The sequence below is a fragment of the Psychrobacillus sp. BL-248-WT-3 genome (genome assembly GCF_012843435.1).
GTDB lineage: Bacteria > Bacillota > Bacilli > Bacillales_A > Planococcaceae > Psychrobacillus.
Map to the genome: position 1 here is coordinate 1 of NZ_JABAFC010000051.1, position 17,554 is coordinate 17,554.

General features: G+C 37.3%; 17 protein-coding genes and 1 pseudogene. 1 reads left to right on the top strand and 17 read right to left on the bottom strand.

Annotation, left to right across the window (positions count from 1 at the left end; all coding sequences use genetic code 11):
- Positions 1-476: 476 nt before the first annotated feature.
- The 11 genes and pseudogenes from HF876_RS17285 to HF876_RS17335 all read right to left on the bottom strand — a co-directional run bounded on the left by HF876_RS17285 (position 477) and on the right by HF876_RS17335 (position 11,596).
- Positions 477-1,733 (bottom strand): hypothetical protein, encoded by a 1,257-nt coding sequence (locus HF876_RS17285; protein ID WP_169361300.1) that lies wholly within the window; start codon positions 1,731-1,733, stop codon positions 477-479.
- Positions 1,726-2,268, bottom strand: a pseudogene (gene sigX, locus HF876_RS17290) (RNA polymerase sigma factor SigX); the annotation flags it as partial. The gene HF876_RS17285 and the pseudogene sigX, both read right to left, overlap by 8 nt.
- Positions 2,269-2,317: 49 nt before the next feature.
- Positions 2,318-4,096, bottom strand: a complete 1,779-nt coding sequence (locus HF876_RS17295) for an ATP-binding protein (RefSeq protein WP_169361302.1) — start codon at positions 4,094-4,096, stop codon at positions 2,318-2,320.
- Complete coding sequence (locus HF876_RS17300; RefSeq protein WP_169361303.1) at positions 4,089-4,805, bottom strand: response regulator transcription factor; 717 nt, start codon at positions 4,803-4,805, stop codon at positions 4,089-4,091. The genes HF876_RS17295 and HF876_RS17300 overlap by 8 nt, the downstream gene beginning before the upstream one ends.
- Before the next feature lie 115 nt (positions 4,806-4,920).
- Positions 4,921-6,105 (bottom strand): c-type cytochrome biogenesis protein CcsB, encoded by a 1,185-nt coding sequence (gene ccsB, locus HF876_RS17305; RefSeq protein ID WP_169361304.1) that lies wholly within the window; start codon positions 6,103-6,105, stop codon positions 4,921-4,923.
- A 1-nt stretch (position 6,106) separates the two neighbouring features.
- The gene (resB, locus tag HF876_RS17310) at positions 6,107-7,768 is read right to left on the bottom strand and encodes a cytochrome c biogenesis protein ResB (RefSeq protein ID WP_169361305.1); all 1,662 of its coding nucleotides are present in this window, start codon (positions 7,766-7,768) and stop codon (positions 6,107-6,109) included.
- A 13-nt stretch (positions 7,769-7,781) separates the two neighbouring features.
- Positions 7,782-8,318, bottom strand: coding sequence for a thiol-disulfide oxidoreductase ResA (resA, locus tag HF876_RS17315; protein ID WP_169361306.1), 537 nt, complete (start codon positions 8,316-8,318; stop codon positions 7,782-7,784).
- A 98-nt stretch (positions 8,319-8,416) separates the two neighbouring features.
- Entirely contained in the window at positions 8,417-9,151 is a 735-nt protein-coding gene (locus tag HF876_RS17320; RefSeq protein ID WP_169361307.1) for a pseudouridine synthase, read from the bottom strand.
- A 99-nt stretch (positions 9,152-9,250) separates the two neighbouring features.
- Positions 9,251-10,213: a D-alanyl-D-alanine carboxypeptidase family protein gene (locus HF876_RS17325; RefSeq protein WP_169361308.1), complete on the bottom strand. Its 963-nt coding sequence runs from the start codon at positions 10,211-10,213 to the stop codon at positions 9,251-9,253.
- Positions 10,214-10,266: 53 nt separating this feature from the next.
- A complete protein-coding gene (gene scpB, locus HF876_RS17330; protein ID WP_169361309.1) occupies positions 10,267-10,845 on the bottom strand; it encodes an SMC-Scp complex subunit ScpB in 579 nt (192 codons plus the stop codon).
- Positions 10,826-11,596, bottom strand: a complete 771-nt coding sequence (locus tag HF876_RS17335; RefSeq protein WP_169361310.1) for a segregation/condensation protein A — start codon at positions 11,594-11,596, stop codon at positions 10,826-10,828. The genes scpB and HF876_RS17335 overlap by 20 nt, the downstream gene beginning before the upstream one ends.
- A 54-nt stretch (positions 11,597-11,650) precedes the next feature.
- On the opposite strand from HF876_RS17335, the gene HF876_RS17340 reads away from it, so the two are divergent.
- Positions 11,651-12,154: a DUF309 domain-containing protein gene (locus HF876_RS17340; RefSeq protein ID WP_169361311.1), complete on the top strand. Its 504-nt coding sequence runs from the start codon at positions 11,651-11,653 to the stop codon at positions 12,152-12,154.
- 2 nt (positions 12,155-12,156) lie between these two features.
- Here the strand turns inward: HF876_RS17340 and HF876_RS17345 are convergent, their stop codons facing one another.
- The 6 genes from HF876_RS17345 to HF876_RS17370 all read right to left on the bottom strand — a co-directional run bounded on the left by HF876_RS17345 (position 12,157) and on the right by HF876_RS17370 (position 17,095).
- Entirely contained in the window at positions 12,157-12,516 is a 360-nt protein-coding gene (locus HF876_RS17345; RefSeq protein ID WP_169361312.1) for a GNAT family N-acetyltransferase, read from the bottom strand.
- A 164-nt stretch (positions 12,517-12,680) separates the two neighbouring features.
- The gene (lysA, locus tag HF876_RS17350) at positions 12,681-14,003 is read right to left on the bottom strand and encodes a diaminopimelate decarboxylase (RefSeq protein WP_169361313.1); all 1,323 of its coding nucleotides are present in this window, start codon (positions 14,001-14,003) and stop codon (positions 12,681-12,683) included.
- Positions 14,004-14,069: 66 nt separating this feature from the next.
- On the bottom strand, positions 14,070-15,515 hold the full coding sequence (locus HF876_RS17355; protein WP_342568234.1) for a spore germination protein: 1,446 nt from the start codon (positions 15,513-15,515) through the stop codon (positions 14,070-14,072).
- Positions 15,516-15,517: 2 nt separating this feature from the next.
- The gene (locus tag HF876_RS17360) at positions 15,518-16,303 is read right to left on the bottom strand and encodes a SigF/SigG family RNA polymerase sporulation sigma factor (RefSeq protein ID WP_169361314.1); all 786 of its coding nucleotides are present in this window, start codon (positions 16,301-16,303) and stop codon (positions 15,518-15,520) included.
- Positions 16,303-16,749: an anti-sigma F factor gene (spoIIAB, locus tag HF876_RS17365; RefSeq protein WP_169361315.1), complete on the bottom strand. Its 447-nt coding sequence runs from the start codon at positions 16,747-16,749 to the stop codon at positions 16,303-16,305. The genes HF876_RS17360 and spoIIAB overlap by 1 nt, the downstream gene beginning before the upstream one ends.
- Positions 16,739-17,095, bottom strand: coding sequence for an STAS domain-containing protein (locus HF876_RS17370; protein WP_169361316.1), 357 nt, complete (start codon positions 17,093-17,095; stop codon positions 16,739-16,741). The genes spoIIAB and HF876_RS17370 overlap by 11 nt, the downstream gene beginning before the upstream one ends.
- Positions 17,096-17,554: the final 459 nt, after the last annotated feature.

Genomic DNA, 17,554 nt, shown 5'->3' on the forward strand with positions numbered 1-17,554 from the left:
TCCCCTTAACGGATAAAGTAAGTATGTGTTTAGAATAAAGATAGTAATACATTTACACAAAATATTTTACATTCCCACCAAGTGTCACCTAAATAGGGTCTACGCACCTAAGATTCAAAAAGTGTCACCTTAAACACTCCCCAGCGCACCTAAACCATGCAGATGTGCTACATAAAATCAACCGATTGTCTCCTAAATAGCATCTACGCACATTATTATCAAAAAGTGTCACCTAATCCATTCCCAAGCGCACCTAAACCATCCAATTGTGCTACATAAAATAAACGAAGTGGCACCTAAATAGCATCTACGCACCTAAGATTAAAAAGTATCACCTAATACCCTCCATAACCCCCCTAACCGCTTGTAAAACGCTAAATAAAGGTAACCCTTCCCCCTGACACCCAAGTACGCAAAATACCCTTACTCTTACACAACAAAAAAATCGACCTACCAGTAGGTCGACTCAGACTATATTATTTAATATCGCTCCTCATGTAACCATTAGGCCCCATAGGAATTGGTAAAGTGTTTGTCAAATCAAAACGGTCCCATTGCTTCTGCTCGACATTTTCCAAGCGAATGGTTTTATCGAAGCTTGCAGCAGTTAACGTAAATGCTTCAATCATTAGAATAGAATCATCGAATTCCAGTGTTGCCAAATCTAAAGTTTCTTCAAAGGTTATGACCACAGTGTTGCCTTCTTCTGTTACTTCGTAATTAACACCTTTAGGCACTACAGTTGTAAAATAATCATTTACTGATTTTTGCATTTCTGTAAAAGGGGCTTCAGTGGATACACCCTTAGGAACAAGGAATGTCAGTCCGTTGCTCATGGTTTGCTTGTAATATACTTGTTTTTTATTTCCGTTTACCAAGTTCTCTTTACCCATAACGCCTACCTGATCCCAATTAATAGGTGTTCCATCTTCATTTAATCGCTCCAAATAGGTATAATCGTTGAATATATAACTGATTGTATCATCATAAACAGCTGTAGTAGCAGAAGCTTCGTCATATCCATGACCTTTAGGTAAATAATGTTGTAGTGTATCTCCTACAGAAACAAAATGACCTTGAAAAGGCAGATAATCGTTAAAGCCTAAAGCAACTTCATCGATAGCACTTGCATACTGCTCATATAACTGAAGACTATTTGGCCATCCGTCAGGAAAATCTTCATTGATTTTCCCTTTAGAAATAATGATTGTAATTGGGTATGCATAAGCCTCTTTTGTTAATGAAAAATGAAATGCAACGCCATCGTTTAGATCATCCTCATATACCGTCCTTGCACTATTAAATGGTTGAATAGGTAATGATTCACTTTCAACAGCTAGAGAATTGAATGATTCATCCTTATTCTCTATTTCCGCTTCTTCCGTCGTTTTCATGTCTTTCTCCATTTTCGACTCAGAGGCTGGATTAACATCCATCGTTCTCATTGTATCAGCTTGTTCATCAGCTTTATGCTGTGAAGCAGATTCTTCATTACTCGTCTCCAAGTAAGAAGAGACCAGGAGCGTCAACAATAAAACAGCAGCAATAGAAACTACAAGTGGCATCCATCTTGAAAACGGTTTGTTGTTACGCTTGATAATATCTATGTTGGCAGACTTCATTTCTGATTGAACGCGATTATACACTTCATCCTTCGAGCGATTATCTGTAAAGATGGGCATGTTGCTTAAGAGCTTTTCTAAATCATCATTCTGTTTTTCATTATTACTCATGTTGAACATTACCCTCCTTCTTTTGACTAGATAATTTTTCTCGAAGCGCTTTAATCGCTCGATGCTGGGTTGTTTTCACTTTTCCCTCGGTCCAAGATAGTATTTGTGCAGTTTCTGAGATAGAAAGCTCTTGGAAGTATCGCATAATAACCACCATTTTCTGGTCACCTGTGCAAGTGTCTAATGCCAAGAGGAGGGCCTTCATCTCATCATTTAAAACAGCGAAATCCTCTGGTAACATATCCTTTGACGCAAGCTGCGTAGATTCCCAGTCAAATGCATCAAACATCTTTTTCTTTCTAACTGTGTGCTTTCGAAAATGATCGATAGCCACATTTTTAGCAATCGAAAATAACCATGTTTTTTCAGAGCTTTTACCTTCAAATTTACTATAGGCTCTTAGAACACGAACGTACACTTCTTGGACCAAGTCTTCCGCAGTCTGTCTATTTTTCACTAAATAGATCAGAAACTGAAAAACGTCTTGATGATAGCTATCATACAAGCGGTGGAAAACGGAGTCATTCATATGGCTCCCCCCGTTCTTTCAATTAGTCGTTTCATCTCCCGTTTTGTTACATTAACTAAAAGGGTAATCGAACAATAAATGTTGTACCTACCCCAACCGTACTCTCTGCAGAGAGGTAACCATCATGTCTCTCTACAATATTTTTGGCAATAGCAAGACCCAAACCTGTTCCAGCCTTCCCTCTGGTTCTAGCTTTATCGGCTTTATAAAAACGTTCAAAAATATAAGGAAGATCCTCTTCTGGAATTCCTACTCCGGTGTCTGATACCTTAATAATAATTTGGTTTTCTAAAGTACTTAAATGAACAGTCACAGAACCTGCTTCTGGTGTGTGTCTTAAAGCATTGTCGATAAGATTCGTTAACACTTGCTCCATTCGATCCTCGTCTATTTCTATCTCTAACGGTTGACCTGATGGAATGTGCTGTTCAAAGTTCAAACGAACGTTACTCTCTTTAGCAGCTTGATCAAATTTCTGTGTTATTCTTTCAATAGTTGGAACTATCTCTACGTTTTCCTTATATATACTCAAATACCCTGATTCTAATCTTGCTAAATCCAGTAATTCTGTTACTAATCTTCCCATTCGTTTCGATTCATCATAAATGACTCGTATCATTTCATTTTTATCTTCTTCAGTAGTTACAATTTCATCAATAATGGCTTCACTGTAGCCTTGAAGCATTGAAATCGGTGTTCTCAGCTCATGGGACACATTTGCTATAAAGTCAGAACGCATTTTGTCTAAACGATGTTGCTCAGTCATATTACGCAGCACCACCACAGCTCCACGAACATACTCGTTGCTGTATAGAAGACTAATGGAGACAGAGAAATACTCTCCTCGAATTTCTAGTTCCTCATCCAATTCTTCTTCTATATCTAATACATGTTCTAAAAGATGGCGTAGCTCATTTGGTAGCTCAGAATCATCCAATTGGTTGTTTTCAGCTTGCCATTTTGTAAGAAGTTGCTCTGCTTGTGGATTGCTGACTTGTACATGGAAATCCTTATTGATAGTAATAACAGCATCTGTCATAGACGTTAAAATGCTAGCCAGTTGTTCTTTTTCTTGATTGATTACCTCTACATGGTGCTTTAGCTGTTTCCCCATCCGATTAAATGCAGATCCTAGCTCTCCTATCTCATCTCGCTGTGTATAGGGTACCTTCGTTTCAAAGTTCCCTTTAGCTAGCTCTAATGCAGCCTCACGCATAGAACGTAAAGGAGAAGTAATTCTTGAAGAAAGGAAAAACGTAAAAAGAGTAGTAAGCAGTAAAGCAATAAAACCAGATAAGAACACAATTCTTGTCGTGTTGTTTGAAGTTTTACTTACTACCTCTAAGCTTTGATAAATAAAAACAGCGCCGTGTGTTTGTATTTCAGACTCTAATGGAAAGGCTAGAATAAGATAATTTTCCATTAAGTTATCTTCACTCATGGAAGGCATTAGCATCTTTCTTATAATCGTCTTATCAGTAGTATAAATTTGGGAAAGCTGGTCATCGTCTAAAATCTTATCTTTAATTACCTCTTTGTTTAAGCCATCATGAATGGAAAGGAACACAGATTGCGCATCGTCTACAATTAATGCATTTGTTTCTGTTCCTAATATATCACTAATGATAGAAATGGATTCTTCTACATTATCATGCTGTTCTACGATTTTTCCGATGGTTGCAGCTTCCTGCCTCAAGGTTTCTTCTGCTTGCTCTGTATGGAAATCTTCTAAAAACTCTAACATAAGGACAGTAATTATAAACAACACAAATAAGACGAGAAGCAATATGGTTCCCCATAGCTTCCCGACAACACTATTCCAAATCCTATTCATTTCCTACCTCGAACTTGTAGCCAACTCCCCATACAGTAACAATCATTTTTGCAGCTTTTTCGGATACTCTATTTAGCTTTTCACGTAATCTCTTCACATGCGTATCAACTGTACGTAAATCTCCAAAGAAGTCATAATGCCAAACTTCCTTCAAAAGCTGTTCTCGGTCAAATACCTTATCTGGAGCCTTGGCAAGGAAATATAGCAATTCATATTCTTTAGGTGTAAGACTAACTTCTTCCCCGTCAGCAGTCACTCGATGTGCATCGTGGTCAATTGTTAGATGTGGAAAAACAACTACATCCTTGGATATCGACACAGATTGGGAAGGAGAAAAAGCAGTAGATCTTTTTAAAAGTGCTTTTACACGAAGTACCACTTCTCTAGGACTAAATGGTTTTACGATATAATCATCTGCTCCAAGTTCAAATCCCTCTACTCGGTTGGCCTCTTCCCCTTTAGCAGTAAGAAGAATAACTGGCGTATCTTTATGTTCACGAAGCTCTGTAATCACTTCGATTCCGTCTTTTTCAGGCATCATAATATCTAATAGTATACAATTATATTCATTTTCTAAAGCGAGCTGAAGAGCAATTTGTCCATTTTCTGCTTCTTCTACTACATAACCTTCTCTTTCTAAATACATTTTTAATAATCGACGGATACGTTCTTCGTCATCTACTACTAAAAGTTTTATCATTTCTGACATTACATATCATACCCTTCTATCAACATCTATCTTATATTGTACAATTACTTATCATAAAAGAAAAGAAAAGCTCTCCATTCTGTTGAATGAAGAGCTTTTTAGCACTACTTTTGACTTACGCGTAAGAGTGAAGCCCAGCAATAATTAAGTTTACCGCAATTAGGTTGAACATAATGATGATAAATCCTATTAAAGCTAACCAAGCAGATTTTTCGCCTTGCCAACCTTTTGTTAATCTTAAATGTAAGAAAACAGCATAGAATAACCAAGTAATAAGTGCCCAAACCTCTTTTGGATCCCAACCCCAGAAACGAGACCAAGCTTCATGTGCCCAGATCATCGCAAAGATTAGTGCTCCTAATGTAAATACCGGGAAACCGATTAATACTGCACGGTAACCAATTTCGTCCATAAGCTGCGAATTCGCTTTTTTAGTTAATGGCTGAAGAACTAAAGAAATACGTTTGCGTAATATTAAACGTAACAGTCCGTATAGCACTGTACCAAATAGAAGAGACCATACAACTGTAGTCAACTTTTTACCGTTAACTAATGGAGGAACTTCCACCAATGGCTCCATCGCTCCATCAGTAATTGCTTCGGATTCATTCATCCCAAATAAAGCAGGCTTGTTATACTCGATATCGTGCGGATTACCTTCCTTATCGATATAGGAATATTCTGCTGAATAATCTGCAACAGAGAAGGTAACTGTTGATACAACAAATCCTAAAACTAGTACTAAAACGTACATAGTAGCTTCCATCCAAAAACGTTGTTTAGATGGCTTTGTTAGGTCAATATTCTTCAATAAAAAGATCAAACCTGCTACTGCACTAATTGCTAAAATAGCTTCTCCAAGAGCAGCCGTAATAACATGGATCGTTAACCAGTGACTTTTTAACGCTGGTATTAAAGGAGTGATATCTTTTGGGAACATACTTGCATAAGCAATAATTAGTACTGCTATTGGAAGTGCAAACAACCCAAGAGCAGGGGTTTTGTATATAAAGTAAATTAATATAAATGCTCCTACTACGAGCATTCCAAACGCAGTTGTAAACTCAAATAAGTTACTTACTGGTGCATGTCCTGCTGCAATCCAACGAGTAATAAAATACCCTAAGTTTGCTACAAAACCAATAACTGTCACGCTGATTGCTAAAGTACCCCATCGTTTATATGATTTTCTAGCTGAAGCGGCAGAAGATTTGACTGCTCCACCAAATAGGAACGTAGCAACCAAATAAGCAACAAACGCAACAAACAATAAAGTCTCACTTACAGAAACCATTGTCATCTTATTTTTCCCCTTCCTGTATTTCCTCTTTTTCTAGTTTTGTATCTAGATCTTGTTGGTCCTCATATGGTGGAATGTTGGTTACCTTTGATACTTCATCGATATCCTTTTTCACACTCATCCAGTTTTTGTTTGTATGAGCCGCAACAACCATTTTTCCATCCTCTAGATACTGAAGCCAAATTCGGCGATGATTCCAGTATGACCCTTGTGCAACACCAATCATGAAAATCAATCCACCAAGCATAAGAATAGGAAGTGTTAAATCTTTTCGGATTGTAAGACCTGACATATCTCTAGTTTCTACACTTTCAAATTTAACTTTATGAGCTGTCTCACCTAAAGGCTCTAATGTATTTTGAATCATGACAAAGCTAGATTCTCCCTTAGGAAATTCCGGGCTATACATTTTCATTAAAAATGCTGGATTTTTTGGTTCAGGCGTCTCTGATTGTGGTTCTCCGTCTACAAATCCAGAGAAATTAGCGTAATAATCCACAATTTCTACTTTGTACCCGTCATTTAACTCGTACATACTTTGAGGATTTGATAATTCAACCGTAAACTGACCATGGTTAGTACCAGTTTCCTTATCCTCTAAATGGAAGGTCATAGACTTTAATTCATTAAGACGGAAATCCATTTGGAACACAGAAAAATTATCAAACTTCAAAGGTTCATTAACTTGAATGGATTCTTCCTTTACTAGCTTTAAATCTTCCGGATGTCCAGCAATTGCATCGTCAGAGCCTTTATACAAAGCAATATCTGTTTGATAGTTTTTCGCGATTGAACCAACCCTATCTAAAGCAGCTCCAAAAACTTCCTCAGATTCTTCTTTTGTATAAGTCTCATATATGAATTGCTTACTTTCTAAGAAATATCCATCTGTTTGTGGGATATAGAGCGTCTCTCCTTCTCTAATCCACATTGTTTCGTCGACATAGAAGCCTGGAATAGCACGCATCATAACACCCATTAAGAAAAGAATTAGACCTAAATGGTTAACATACGGGCCCCACCTAGAAAATCGGCCTTTTTCTGCCAGAATTGCATTTCCTTCTCTTTTCACATTATACTTTAATGCTTTTAGCTTTTCTTCCGCTTTCTCAAGCGATTCTACAGGAGATTCAACTTCTCCCTCACCATAAACACGTTGACGTTTTAAGAAGCTAATGTGTCTTTTTGTTTTTTGCCTTTTGAGAGATTTATAAAGTGGAATTACTCGGTCTAAACTTGCAATGACTAGAGATATCCCTAGCATTCCAACTAATGTTTGGAACCACCATGAGCTATAAAGATCAGAAAGACCTAATTCATAGTAGAGTGTGCCGAACCACCCATAAACTCGTTCATAGTACGCAGCAATATCTTCTTCTCTTGTGGCAGGAACGTAGAAAACCTGTGGCAAAATTGTTCCTATAGCAGCTGCGACTAAGATAGCAACTATTATCCACATCCCTACTTTCACACTAGAAAAGAAGTTCCAAATTTTATCAATGATTGTTTTGTTATAGGTTTGAGAACGTCTTGCAGACCCTTCATACCTCATATCAACAAGCTTTTGATCTTTCGAATGTTGACTTAACGGTCGTCCACAGCTTTCACAAAGCTCTGTACCTGCAGGGTTGACGTGCCCACATTTACAAACTATCTTGTCCATCTAAAAGACTCCTTTAGGAAGGTTTGATTTGTTCCATGTAATCAGCAATATCTTGCTCGGTCATCTCACCTTTAATAATCTTTTCGATCTTACCTTCCGGGCTAATCAAAAAGGTCGTTGGTAGTGGATCAATATTATAGGAATCCAACAAGCTTTTATTACGATCGATCGCAATTGGGAATGTTAAACCATATTGGTTAGCAAAACGGTTTACCTTCAAATCTGATTCTCCCACATTAATGGCTAAGGTTTGAACACCTTGTTCTTTGTAAATGTTAAATTGGTTGTCCATAGCTGGCATTTCTTTAGCACATGGTTTACACCAAGTTCCCCAGAAATTTAAGAAGATTCCCTGCCCTTCATAGTCAGACAGTTTATGCTGTTCTCCATTCATATCCACTACTTGGAAATTCGGTGCTTTATCGCCGACTTTGAGAACTGCATTTTTTTCTTTCGTCACGTTAGAGAAAATTGTAAAAACAATTGCTAGTGTAAGTACTACCAAAATAACTGCTCTTATGTAAAAACGTTTTTGTTTGGATTGAGCCACCTTTTATTTCCTCCATTCCATGCATTGCCGACAATATTATACCAAATATAATGTCCAATTTGAGAAGGACATATGAAGGCTTTGTGAACTTTTCATTGCTATTTACCTATTTTACCTGTTTCTGCCAGTACTCTAAGCTGTTTAATCTCATGAGTTGTTAATTCTCTCCACTCTCCTGCGTTCAACCCGTGTAGAGTTAAGAAACCAAATCGTTCTCTTTTTAATTTTTGCACAGGGAAGCCAATTGCATCAAACATACGACGTACTTGACGGTTTTTGCCCTCATGGATCGTAATTTCAACAATTGATTTATTTGCTTTCTTTTCAGAAGATAGAAGCTTAACTTTTGCAGGAGCTGTCTTACCATCCTCTAAAACGACACCTCTCTCAAGCGGTCTTAGTTGCTCGCGTAAAGGTATACCTTTAAGTCGCGCGACATAAGTCTTGTCCACCTTGAACTTTGGATGTGTAAGTGCATAAGAAAAATCTCCATCATTTGTTAAGAGCAATAAACCTGAAGTTTCATAATCTAATCTACCTACTGGGTATAATCTTTCCGTTACATGAGGGAGTAAATCGGTAACAGTCTTTCTACCTTTGTCATCGCTAACGGCTGAGATAACACCTCTTGGCTTGTAAAGTAAGAAATATTTCTTTTGTTCTTTCTCTAATTTGACACCTTCTACTTCAACTGTATCTGAATCAGAGACCTTAGTACCTAATTCCTTAATTACTTTCCCATTGACCTTTACTTTTCCTTCTAAAATTAACTCTTCTGCTTTTCTACGTGAAGCAACACCTGCGTGTGCTAAAACTTTTTGTAATCTTTCCAAGTAATCCACCTCGTCCATTCTTCATACATGAGTGAATTATGTCACACTTTTGCAGAAAATAAAAGAAGACAGTCTTTTAGAAAAACTGTCTTCTCCAAATTATTTGACTTTCTTGACGTTAAATTCTAGCGCAACATCTTTATCAATCATTACCTTCCAGAGAAAAGGCTTCTTTTCCTTGTTGTTTCTCGGGATAATGAGTACATTATTTAGCTTCTCTTCTTCTTCCTTGTTCAAAAGTAAATAGTAGTCCTTTTTAACCTCTATAACATCTTTTTGAAAAAGCTCGTATTTCCCTTTTTCAACTACTTGAACCATCGAATAGTTTTGGAATATTTGCTCTGCAAGAGAAACATGAGTGTTCCAATCATTTGAATGATTCAATGTTACAACAATTACTTCTTTATCCTTGTCTTTCAAGTATGTTACAAGCGTTCTTCCAGCTCTTTTCGTATAACCTGTTTTACCGGCAACGGTATATTCGTTGAAATGCATAAGTTTATGCTTATTTCTCCATTTGATAGAACGTTCCTTTGGAACAAAGTTCTTAGCAGATGCGATTTTCATAAAATCTTCATTTTGCAAAGCAAGTCGGAACATATTAGCCATGTCTTGAGCCGAAGCATAGTGTTCATCATTATGAAGACCCGAAGGATTCGTAAAATGAGAGTTTTCTAAACCAGCTAATTGAAACTTTTCGTTCATCAGTTTCACAAAACCTTCTAAGGAACCTCCAGTATGCTCTGCTAATGCATAAGCTGCATCATTGCCTGATTGAAGCATTAGTCCATGCAGCAAGGAATTAACAGTCCAAACCTCTCCTGGCTGCAAATAGAGAGAGGATCCTTCTTGAGCCGCAGCTACCGAAGAAATCGTAATTTCTTCATCAAGAGTTGCATTGTCCAACACCGTCAATGCTGTCCATACCTTTGTAAGACTAGCAATAGGAAGCTCTACCTCTGCATTATTTCCTAGCAACAATCTCCCTGTCTTAGCATCAATCACAGCATAAGATGAAGATACGGCTTGTGCACTTCCAATATTAACAAACAGGAAAAACAAAATTAGTATAAGCGCTTTTTTATAAATGGAAAATACTCCTTTTTCATTTATTTCTATCCTTCAAATGCTTCTTGGAACTTGGTCATAAATAAATCTGTGTCTTCCATGTCTTCTACCTCTACTTCTTCAGGTAATGGAGGTAGTGCACTGATATCCTTTAATCCAAAGTATTGAAGGAATTCCTGTGTAGTTCCATACAAGATAGCCCTACCTGTCCCTTCTGCACGTCCAACTTCTTGAACTAGTCCTTTTGCAGCTAATGTATGTATTGGCCGTTCTGATTTCACACCACGGATATCCTCTATTTCTACTCGAGTAATTGGCTGCTTATATGCAATAATAGCCAAAACCTCAAGCGATGCCTGAGAAAGAGACTGGGCAGTTGGATTTTCCACTAGCTTTTGAATACAATCTATATTTTCTTCCTTTGTAACGAGTTGGTATGTTCCAGCGAGCTGCTTTAGCTGGATGCCTCTGTCCTCTGTATCCTCATACTCCATCATCAACAAATCTAAAGCCTCGGCTATTTGGTTTTCTTCAGTATCTGTTAAGAATGACAGTTGCTTTTTAGTTAAACCGTCCTCCCCACTTACAAATAGTAGACTTTCTATTTTACTCTTTAATTTCTTCATATATTTCAATTTCCTTTCCTAATTGAACAAACAAATCTTCAAAATTACTCTTTTGCTCAACCAAAACCGCCTGACGCTTCATTAGCTCCAATAACGCTAAAAAGGTCGTAACAATAGTGTTTTTGTCTCTTGTTGGAAAGAGCTCATAAAATGATAGTCTTCCATTATGCTTTTTTAAAGTAGTAATCACGTTAGTCATAGACTCCCTAATGGAGATCTCTTGCTTGCTCACTTTAGTATGTAGAGGAGCATTAAGCTGCTTTCTTCTCAACATTTTTTGAAAGGCTCCAAGCATATCGTAAACATTTACATCGAGCTCAAACAAAGCTAACTGCTGATTACTTTGGTAACCACTTAAGTCTGCCGGCGGTCTCGTATAAAATAGATTACGAGTTTCTTCTAACTCCTGCAGATTACTCGCGGCTTCCTTATATTTCTTATACTCTATTAATTTTAATACTAGCTCATCTCTCGGGTCGTCTAAATTAATATCAAAATCATCCTCCATATCATCGTCCTGATGAATTGGAAGAAGCATTTTACTTTTAATAGACAGCAACGTAGCAGCCATCACTAAGTATTCACTTGCTTCATTTAACTCGAGAACTCGCATTGCATGGATATGTTCCATGTACTGTGTAGTGATCTCAGCCATTTTGATATCGTATATATCTATTTCCAAACGATTTATTAAATGTAATAATAAATCGAGTGGACCTTCGAATGCTTCTGTTTTTACTTCGTAAGACATAAAACTCCACCTAATATTGATTTTAAACATAATTATAGAGGAAAGGTGATTGGAATGCACCCTACATTCGATTCTAAATTTGTTCATTTTATAACAGAATTTAACGAGACTAAAGATTATTTTGAATGCCACGAACTATTAGAAGACTATTGGAAGGAAGTTTCCCCACGACAAAAGGTACATCCTTTAGCCGCACTCATTCTACTTTCCACTTCTATGTACCACTGGCGACGTGGTAACTTTCAAGGCGCTTCTAAGACCATGAAAAGCAGTATTAAACGTATGAAAGAAACAATACAATCTCCCTTCTTCGAAACTTTAAATACAGAACAGTTACTAAAAGATGCCACCCAAGCCTATCAATCTATTCAGCTTCATAAGCCTTTTACAGCATTTCAAATTGGCATCCAAAATGATTCACTGCTTACCCTCACCAAGGAGGTAACCTTATCAAAAGATATAGATCAACATTTTCTTATTCATAAACATATGCTTAGAGACCGCTCTGAAATACTTGAAGAACGAGAAAAAAAGAAAAAAAGAAGAGATGACCTATAGGGTCAGTTCTCTTCTTTTTCTTTATGACATTTTACAAAGAAAGCTTTGATCTCTTCCGTTGACCTAATATTAGTCGTTTGTAAAACATTAGATAGGGCTAGAATCATATTCTTGCCAATCCCCTCTCCTCGGTGAGAAGGATTAACAGAAATATGTTGGATGATTGCATCTGTTTCCACCATTCGAACTCCAATAATGCCGACGACATCCTCCATCTTTTTCCAAACGAATAAGTGCCAATCAGGATTAGATTCGTATTCATGAATCGTTTCTAATAGTTTTTTGACATCTTTTTCATTGGGCATAAAAGATAAGAGACCCATAGAAATTTTTTCATAAGCTTTTTTATAACGAAATAACATGTTTAAGACCCTCTTTTAATTTCTTTAAAGAACTTTACTACTTTTTATATTATTTGTCCAATTATACATTACCATTTGGGGCAATAAATAGCCAATATGCTACTCCCCAAATTATTCCGGTTAAAAATAAAATTAGAAACAATATAACATTTATCTTTTTCAAATTAGTCTCTTCCTTTCTCTATATGATAAGGAAGGTCGAGGCGTATAAGGTCTTCCAATGTTTCTCGTTTTACAGCCAATTGGTGCTGACCATTCTCAACGAATACTACTGCCGGTTTTGCCATACGATTGTAATTACTTGCCATTGAATAACCATATGCTCCTGTACAGAACACTGCTAAAATATCACCTGGTTCAGCTTTCGGTAATGAAATATGCTCAATAAGCTTATCCCCAGACTCACAGCATTTACCAGCAATTGTATAGTCAACCTTTTTAGGTGTTCCCATTTTGTTGGCAATCGCCGCATCATACTCTGCTCCATATAATGCTGGGCGAATATTATCCGACATGCCCCCATCGACTGCTAAATAGTTCCGAATTTCCGGTACTTCTTTTTCAGAGCCAATGGTATAAAGGGAGGTTCCCGAATCACCAACTAGTGAACGACCTGGCTCAATCCAAATTTCTGGCATCTCTAAGTTAGCATTTGCTACTAATTGTTTGACAGCACTAATCATTTCCTTCACATAAGTAGAAGGTTCCAGTGGAGTGTCTTGCTCGGTATACTTAATGCCGAAGCCACCACCAAGATTTAATACTTTGCAGGCATAGCCAAACGCGTTATCCCATTCAATCATTTTAGTGATAAGCTTTTCTGCTGCCAGCTTAAAACCAACTGTTTCAAAAATTTGAGAACCAATATGACAATGCAATCCTAACAATTCTATAAATTCTTCTTTATAAACTTGTTGAAATGCTTGATCAGCTTGTCCATTCATTAAGTCAAAACCAAATTTAGAGTCCTGTTGACCAGTTGTAATATAATCATGGGTATGAGCCTCTACTCCTGGAGTAACTCTTAGTAATATTTTTACTTTTTGGTTTAGCTTTGTAGTTAAACTTTTTAGCAATTCAATCTCGTAAAAGTTGTCCACGACTATACAGCCAATCTTATGCTCCATTGCCAACATTAATTCATCAACACTTTTGTTATTACCATGAAAATGTATTCGTTCTGGAGGATATCCCGCTTGTATTGCTGTATATAGTTCTCCTGCTGATACAACATCTAAGGACAAGCCTTCTTGCTCAATAACTTGGTACATTGCAATGCAAGAGAAGGCTTTACTTGCATAAGCTACCTGAGCACCTATATTTTCTTCCTGGAAAGTAGCTAAAAAGGCTCTTGCTCTTGATCTGATAAGAGACAAATCATATACAAATAGCGGAGTTCCATATGTTTTAGTAAGTTCTAATGAGTCAATACCGCCTATCAACAGGTGGCCTTTTTCATTCACATTATGCTCTGATACCATTACCATGTATCCTCGCCTCTTTTCCTCATTTTCTATATGAACTTTACCATATTGAATATGAGGAATGCAATGCTATTTGGAACGATCTCGAACAGGTGATCGTGTAATGAAAGGTCTCTTCGCATTAGTTGGCATCGGAAAACGAATAATAATACGAGCAAACGCTCTCGGATAAAAAGGTATTAATGGCCACAAATAAGGTACATTTAATGGCTTTAAGCTACATATATACCATACTAAACACACTGTTGCGATAAACAGTCCATTAGCCCCAAAAGCAGCTGCGCTAAGCAATAGGAACATCCTAAATATTTTAGTAGCAATACTTAGTTCATAGGACGGAATAGCAAACGTAAATATAGCTGTTATAGCTGTATATAAAATAACTTCTGCTACGAATAGCCCTACATCAACAGCCATCTGTCCGATGACTAAAGCCGCTATAATTCCCATTGCTGTAGATAAAGGAGTAGGGGTGTGAATGGCGGCTAGCCTTAAAAACTCTATTCCGATATCGGCAAATATCAATTGAAGTAAAAGTGGTATCTCACTTGTTTCATTAGGTCCTAAGAAATCTAAGGCTTTCGGTAGATAATCGGTATTTTTAGCCATTAAATACCAAAATGGCAATAAGAATAAACTGAAGAAAACTCCAAAAAAACGAATAGATCTTACTAAGGTTCCGATTGCTGGAGCTTGTCTATACTCCTCAGCATGTTGTAAGTGATGGAATAGGGTTGTAGGGACAATAATAACAGATGGAGAGGTATCTACAACAAGCAAAATATGACCTTCAAGTAAATGAGCTGCTGCTATATCCGGCCTTTCGGTAAACCGAACAAAAGGCACTGGATGAAAGCCCTGCACGAATAACCATTCCTCTAGTGCTTTATCACTCATTGTAAATCCATCATGCTTGATTTTTTTTAAACGCTTCCGAATGAGTTCTAGATTTTCTTCGTTCGCCACTCCTTTAATATAGGAAATCGCGATATCCATTTTACTCATCGAGGAAATTTGATGTAGTTCGAAACGGAGGTTGGTATCTCTTATTCGTCTACGAATAAGTGCGGTGTTTAAAACAATGTTCTCCGTAAAACCATCCCGAGATCCACGTACCACTTTTTCATTGTCTGGCTCCTCGGGTGTTCTACCGGGGTAACTTCGTACATCTACCGTATAAACTGATCCATTTTCCAAAATGAACGTCACTTGGCCACTTAGTAGTGCCGAAATCCACTTTTCTTTTGAGTCATATTGCGTGATCGAGTAGTAAGGAAAATAGTGATTCATGATTTCATTTTGAGAAACATCCTCTTCTGGAGGATTCTTCATAGTCCCCGTCATTAAATCTGTTAATGTCGGTCCATCAATGAGACCATTAATGTAAACAAGTAATACCGGGAATTTAAACAAGTGGGTATGAAGGAGTCCAAAATCATAGGACTCGTTCTCCCCAAACTTTTCTTTTAAATACGCTTCTGCCTCGGTCATATCCTTAAATAGTGTCTTCGTAATAATCACCTATCTCTAGCTTTTGTATTAGCAGTACTGCCTACAGGTACCAACCAGCTCTTTAACTGTGTCAAAATTTTCTTTTCTAGTCTCGACACTTGAACTTGGGATATCCCTAACCTTTCGGCAATATCACTTTGAGTACAGTCTAGGTAATAACGCAGATAAATAATCATCTGTTCTCGTTTTTCTAATTTTTCTACTAGTTCTCTTAGTGGGATATGATCGAATGACTTTTCTGAACGTTCATCTTTCATTTGGTCCATCAAAGTCAAAGCATCTCCACTGTCATTTTCATAGAGTTGCTCCTGCAAGGAAGCTGGATCTCTAAGAGCGTCGGTCGCCATGACAATATCCTCTCTAGAAACTTCTAAAATACTTGCTAGCTCCAAAATGGTTGGCTGCCGCTCATGCGTTTTAAGAAAGTCATCCGTTGCGTGACGAATTTTAAAGTTCAACTCCCTAATGGAACGACTAATTTTGACCATTCCATCATCTCGAAGAAATCTCTGAATTTCTCCAATAATCATAGGAACAGCATACGTTGAAAACTTCACTTCATAGGACAAGTCAAATTTATCAACCGATTTCATAAGACCAATACATCCAATTTGAAATAAGTCCTCTAGGTCCGCCCCCCTAGAAGCAAAACGCTGAACAATAGACCAAACCAATCTTGTATTTCCTTCTATCATTTGTTGTCTGGCGAACTTATCACCCTCTTGTGACAGGGCTATTAGCTCTCTCATCTTCTCCTGGGTCAGTAAAATTGTTGGCTTATTGTTCATCATTAGACGGTCCTAACTGATTCTTGAATTGGTACAAATTTCTTTGTGATGGTTACGGTTGTCCCCCTATCAGGAATGGAGTATATATCCACATCATCACTGAAGCTTTCCATTATAGTAAAGCCCATACCAGAACGTTCCTGCTCAGGCTTGGTTGTATATAAAGGTTCTCTTGCCTGGGTGACATCTTTTATGCCACGACCATAATCTACAATAGAAACGACGATCTCTCTTCCACTACGTTGTGCATGTATTTCGATTTTTCCTACGCCATCCTCTTCATAACCGTGCACAATAGCATTAGTTACTGCTTCCGAGATAACTGTCTTAAACTCTGACAGCTCCTCAATTGTTGGGTCGATCGCAGATATAAAACTGGACATCACCATTCTTGCTAATGCTTCATTCTCACTTTTGGCAATAAAAGATAATGTGATTTCATTGTCCATAAACTATTCCCCCTAACTTTGAAATTATTTCAATTTCTGATTCGCTGTAAATGTATGGGCTTAAACCTGCAAACTGAAAAATTTTGCGCATAGTTGGTGATGGATTAACGATGATGGTTTGACCATCAATTGGAGCTAACTCTCGCATTCTACCTAGAATGAGTCCAATACCTGAGCTATCCATGAAATTTAAATCTTTTAAATTCCAAACAAGAACCTTAATAGAGCCATTCTTAATCATTGGTACTATCTCATTTCTTATTTCTGTCGTGCTATGATGGTCTAGCTCACCTTTCAATCGAATAATAACAATTTCGTCTCCTACTTTTTCAACATCGTGTTTCATAAAATCGCCTCCTCATAAAACGCAATTCCACATAGAATTCTATAATCCTTTGCAACTGACAAAAGTAGAAGAAATCATCGCAATTTAGAAGATTTTCGACAAAAGGTCTATACACATCAAGTATGGGTAAATTAAACATTTTTTAAACAATAAAAAGACAGCAATTTAAGATATTTTTAAATCTTAGATTGCTGCTTATATGAATCAATTTTATTATGCTATTTTTAAAGAAATATCAGGACTGAATAAGGACATATTAAGCAATTAACATATAAAGTAGAATTGATTTTCGCTCATATCTCGGACGCTTTTCGCGGGGGGAGCGATAAGCCATCACCCGTCGCTTACGCGCGCGGTTGTGATGTCTTATCTGTCTCCCTCCTCCCGCTGGAGCATTCCTGTATGATTACTTTACAGGCTCTTGAAAAAAAAAGAACCCTCTTATATGATGCTAGAGTA

What these genes read in the sequence shown, in the direction of transcription:
- HF876_RS17285 (WP_169361300.1), bottom strand. Translation starts at nt 1,733, where the DNA reads ATGAGTAATAATGAAAAACAGAATGATGATTTAGAAAAGCTCTTAAGC.
- lysA (WP_169361313.1), bottom strand. Translation starts at nt 14,003, where the DNA reads ATGGTAATGGTATCAGAGCATAATGTGAATGAAAAAGGCCACCTGTTG.
- spoIIAB (WP_169361315.1), bottom strand. Translation starts at nt 16,749, where the DNA reads ATGGACAATGAAATCACATTATCTTTTATTGCCAAAAGTGAGAATGAA.
- HF876_RS17295 (WP_169361302.1), bottom strand. Translation starts at nt 4,096, where the DNA reads ATGAATAGGATTTGGAATAGTGTTGTCGGGAAGCTATGGGGAACCATA.
- HF876_RS17340 (WP_169361311.1), top strand. Translation starts at nt 11,651, where the DNA reads ATGCACCCTACATTCGATTCTAAATTTGTTCATTTTATAACAGAATTT.
- HF876_RS17370 (WP_169361316.1), bottom strand. Translation starts at nt 17,095, where the DNA reads ATGAAACACGATGTTGAAAAAGTAGGAGACGAAATTGTTATTATTCGA.
- ccsB (WP_169361304.1), bottom strand. Translation starts at nt 6,105, where the DNA reads ATGACAATGGTTTCTGTAAGTGAGACTTTATTGTTTGTTGCGTTTGTT.
- HF876_RS17345 (WP_169361312.1), bottom strand. Translation starts at nt 12,516, where the DNA reads ATGTTATTTCGTTATAAAAAAGCTTATGAAAAAATTTCTATGGGTCTC.
- HF876_RS17360 (WP_169361314.1), bottom strand. Translation starts at nt 16,303, where the DNA reads ATGATGAACAATAAGCCAACAATTTTACTGACCCAGGAGAAGATGAGA.
- scpB (WP_169361309.1), bottom strand. Translation starts at nt 10,845, where the DNA reads ATGAAGAAATTAAAGAGTAAAATAGAAAGTCTACTATTTGTAAGTGGG.
- resB (WP_169361305.1), bottom strand. Translation starts at nt 7,768, where the DNA reads ATGGACAAGATAGTTTGTAAATGTGGGCACGTCAACCCTGCAGGTACA.
- HF876_RS17335 (WP_169361310.1), bottom strand. Translation starts at nt 11,596, where the DNA reads ATGTCTTACGAAGTAAAAACAGAAGCATTCGAAGGTCCACTCGATTTA.
- HF876_RS17300 (WP_169361303.1), bottom strand. Translation starts at nt 4,805, where the DNA reads ATGTCAGAAATGATAAAACTTTTAGTAGTAGATGACGAAGAACGTATC.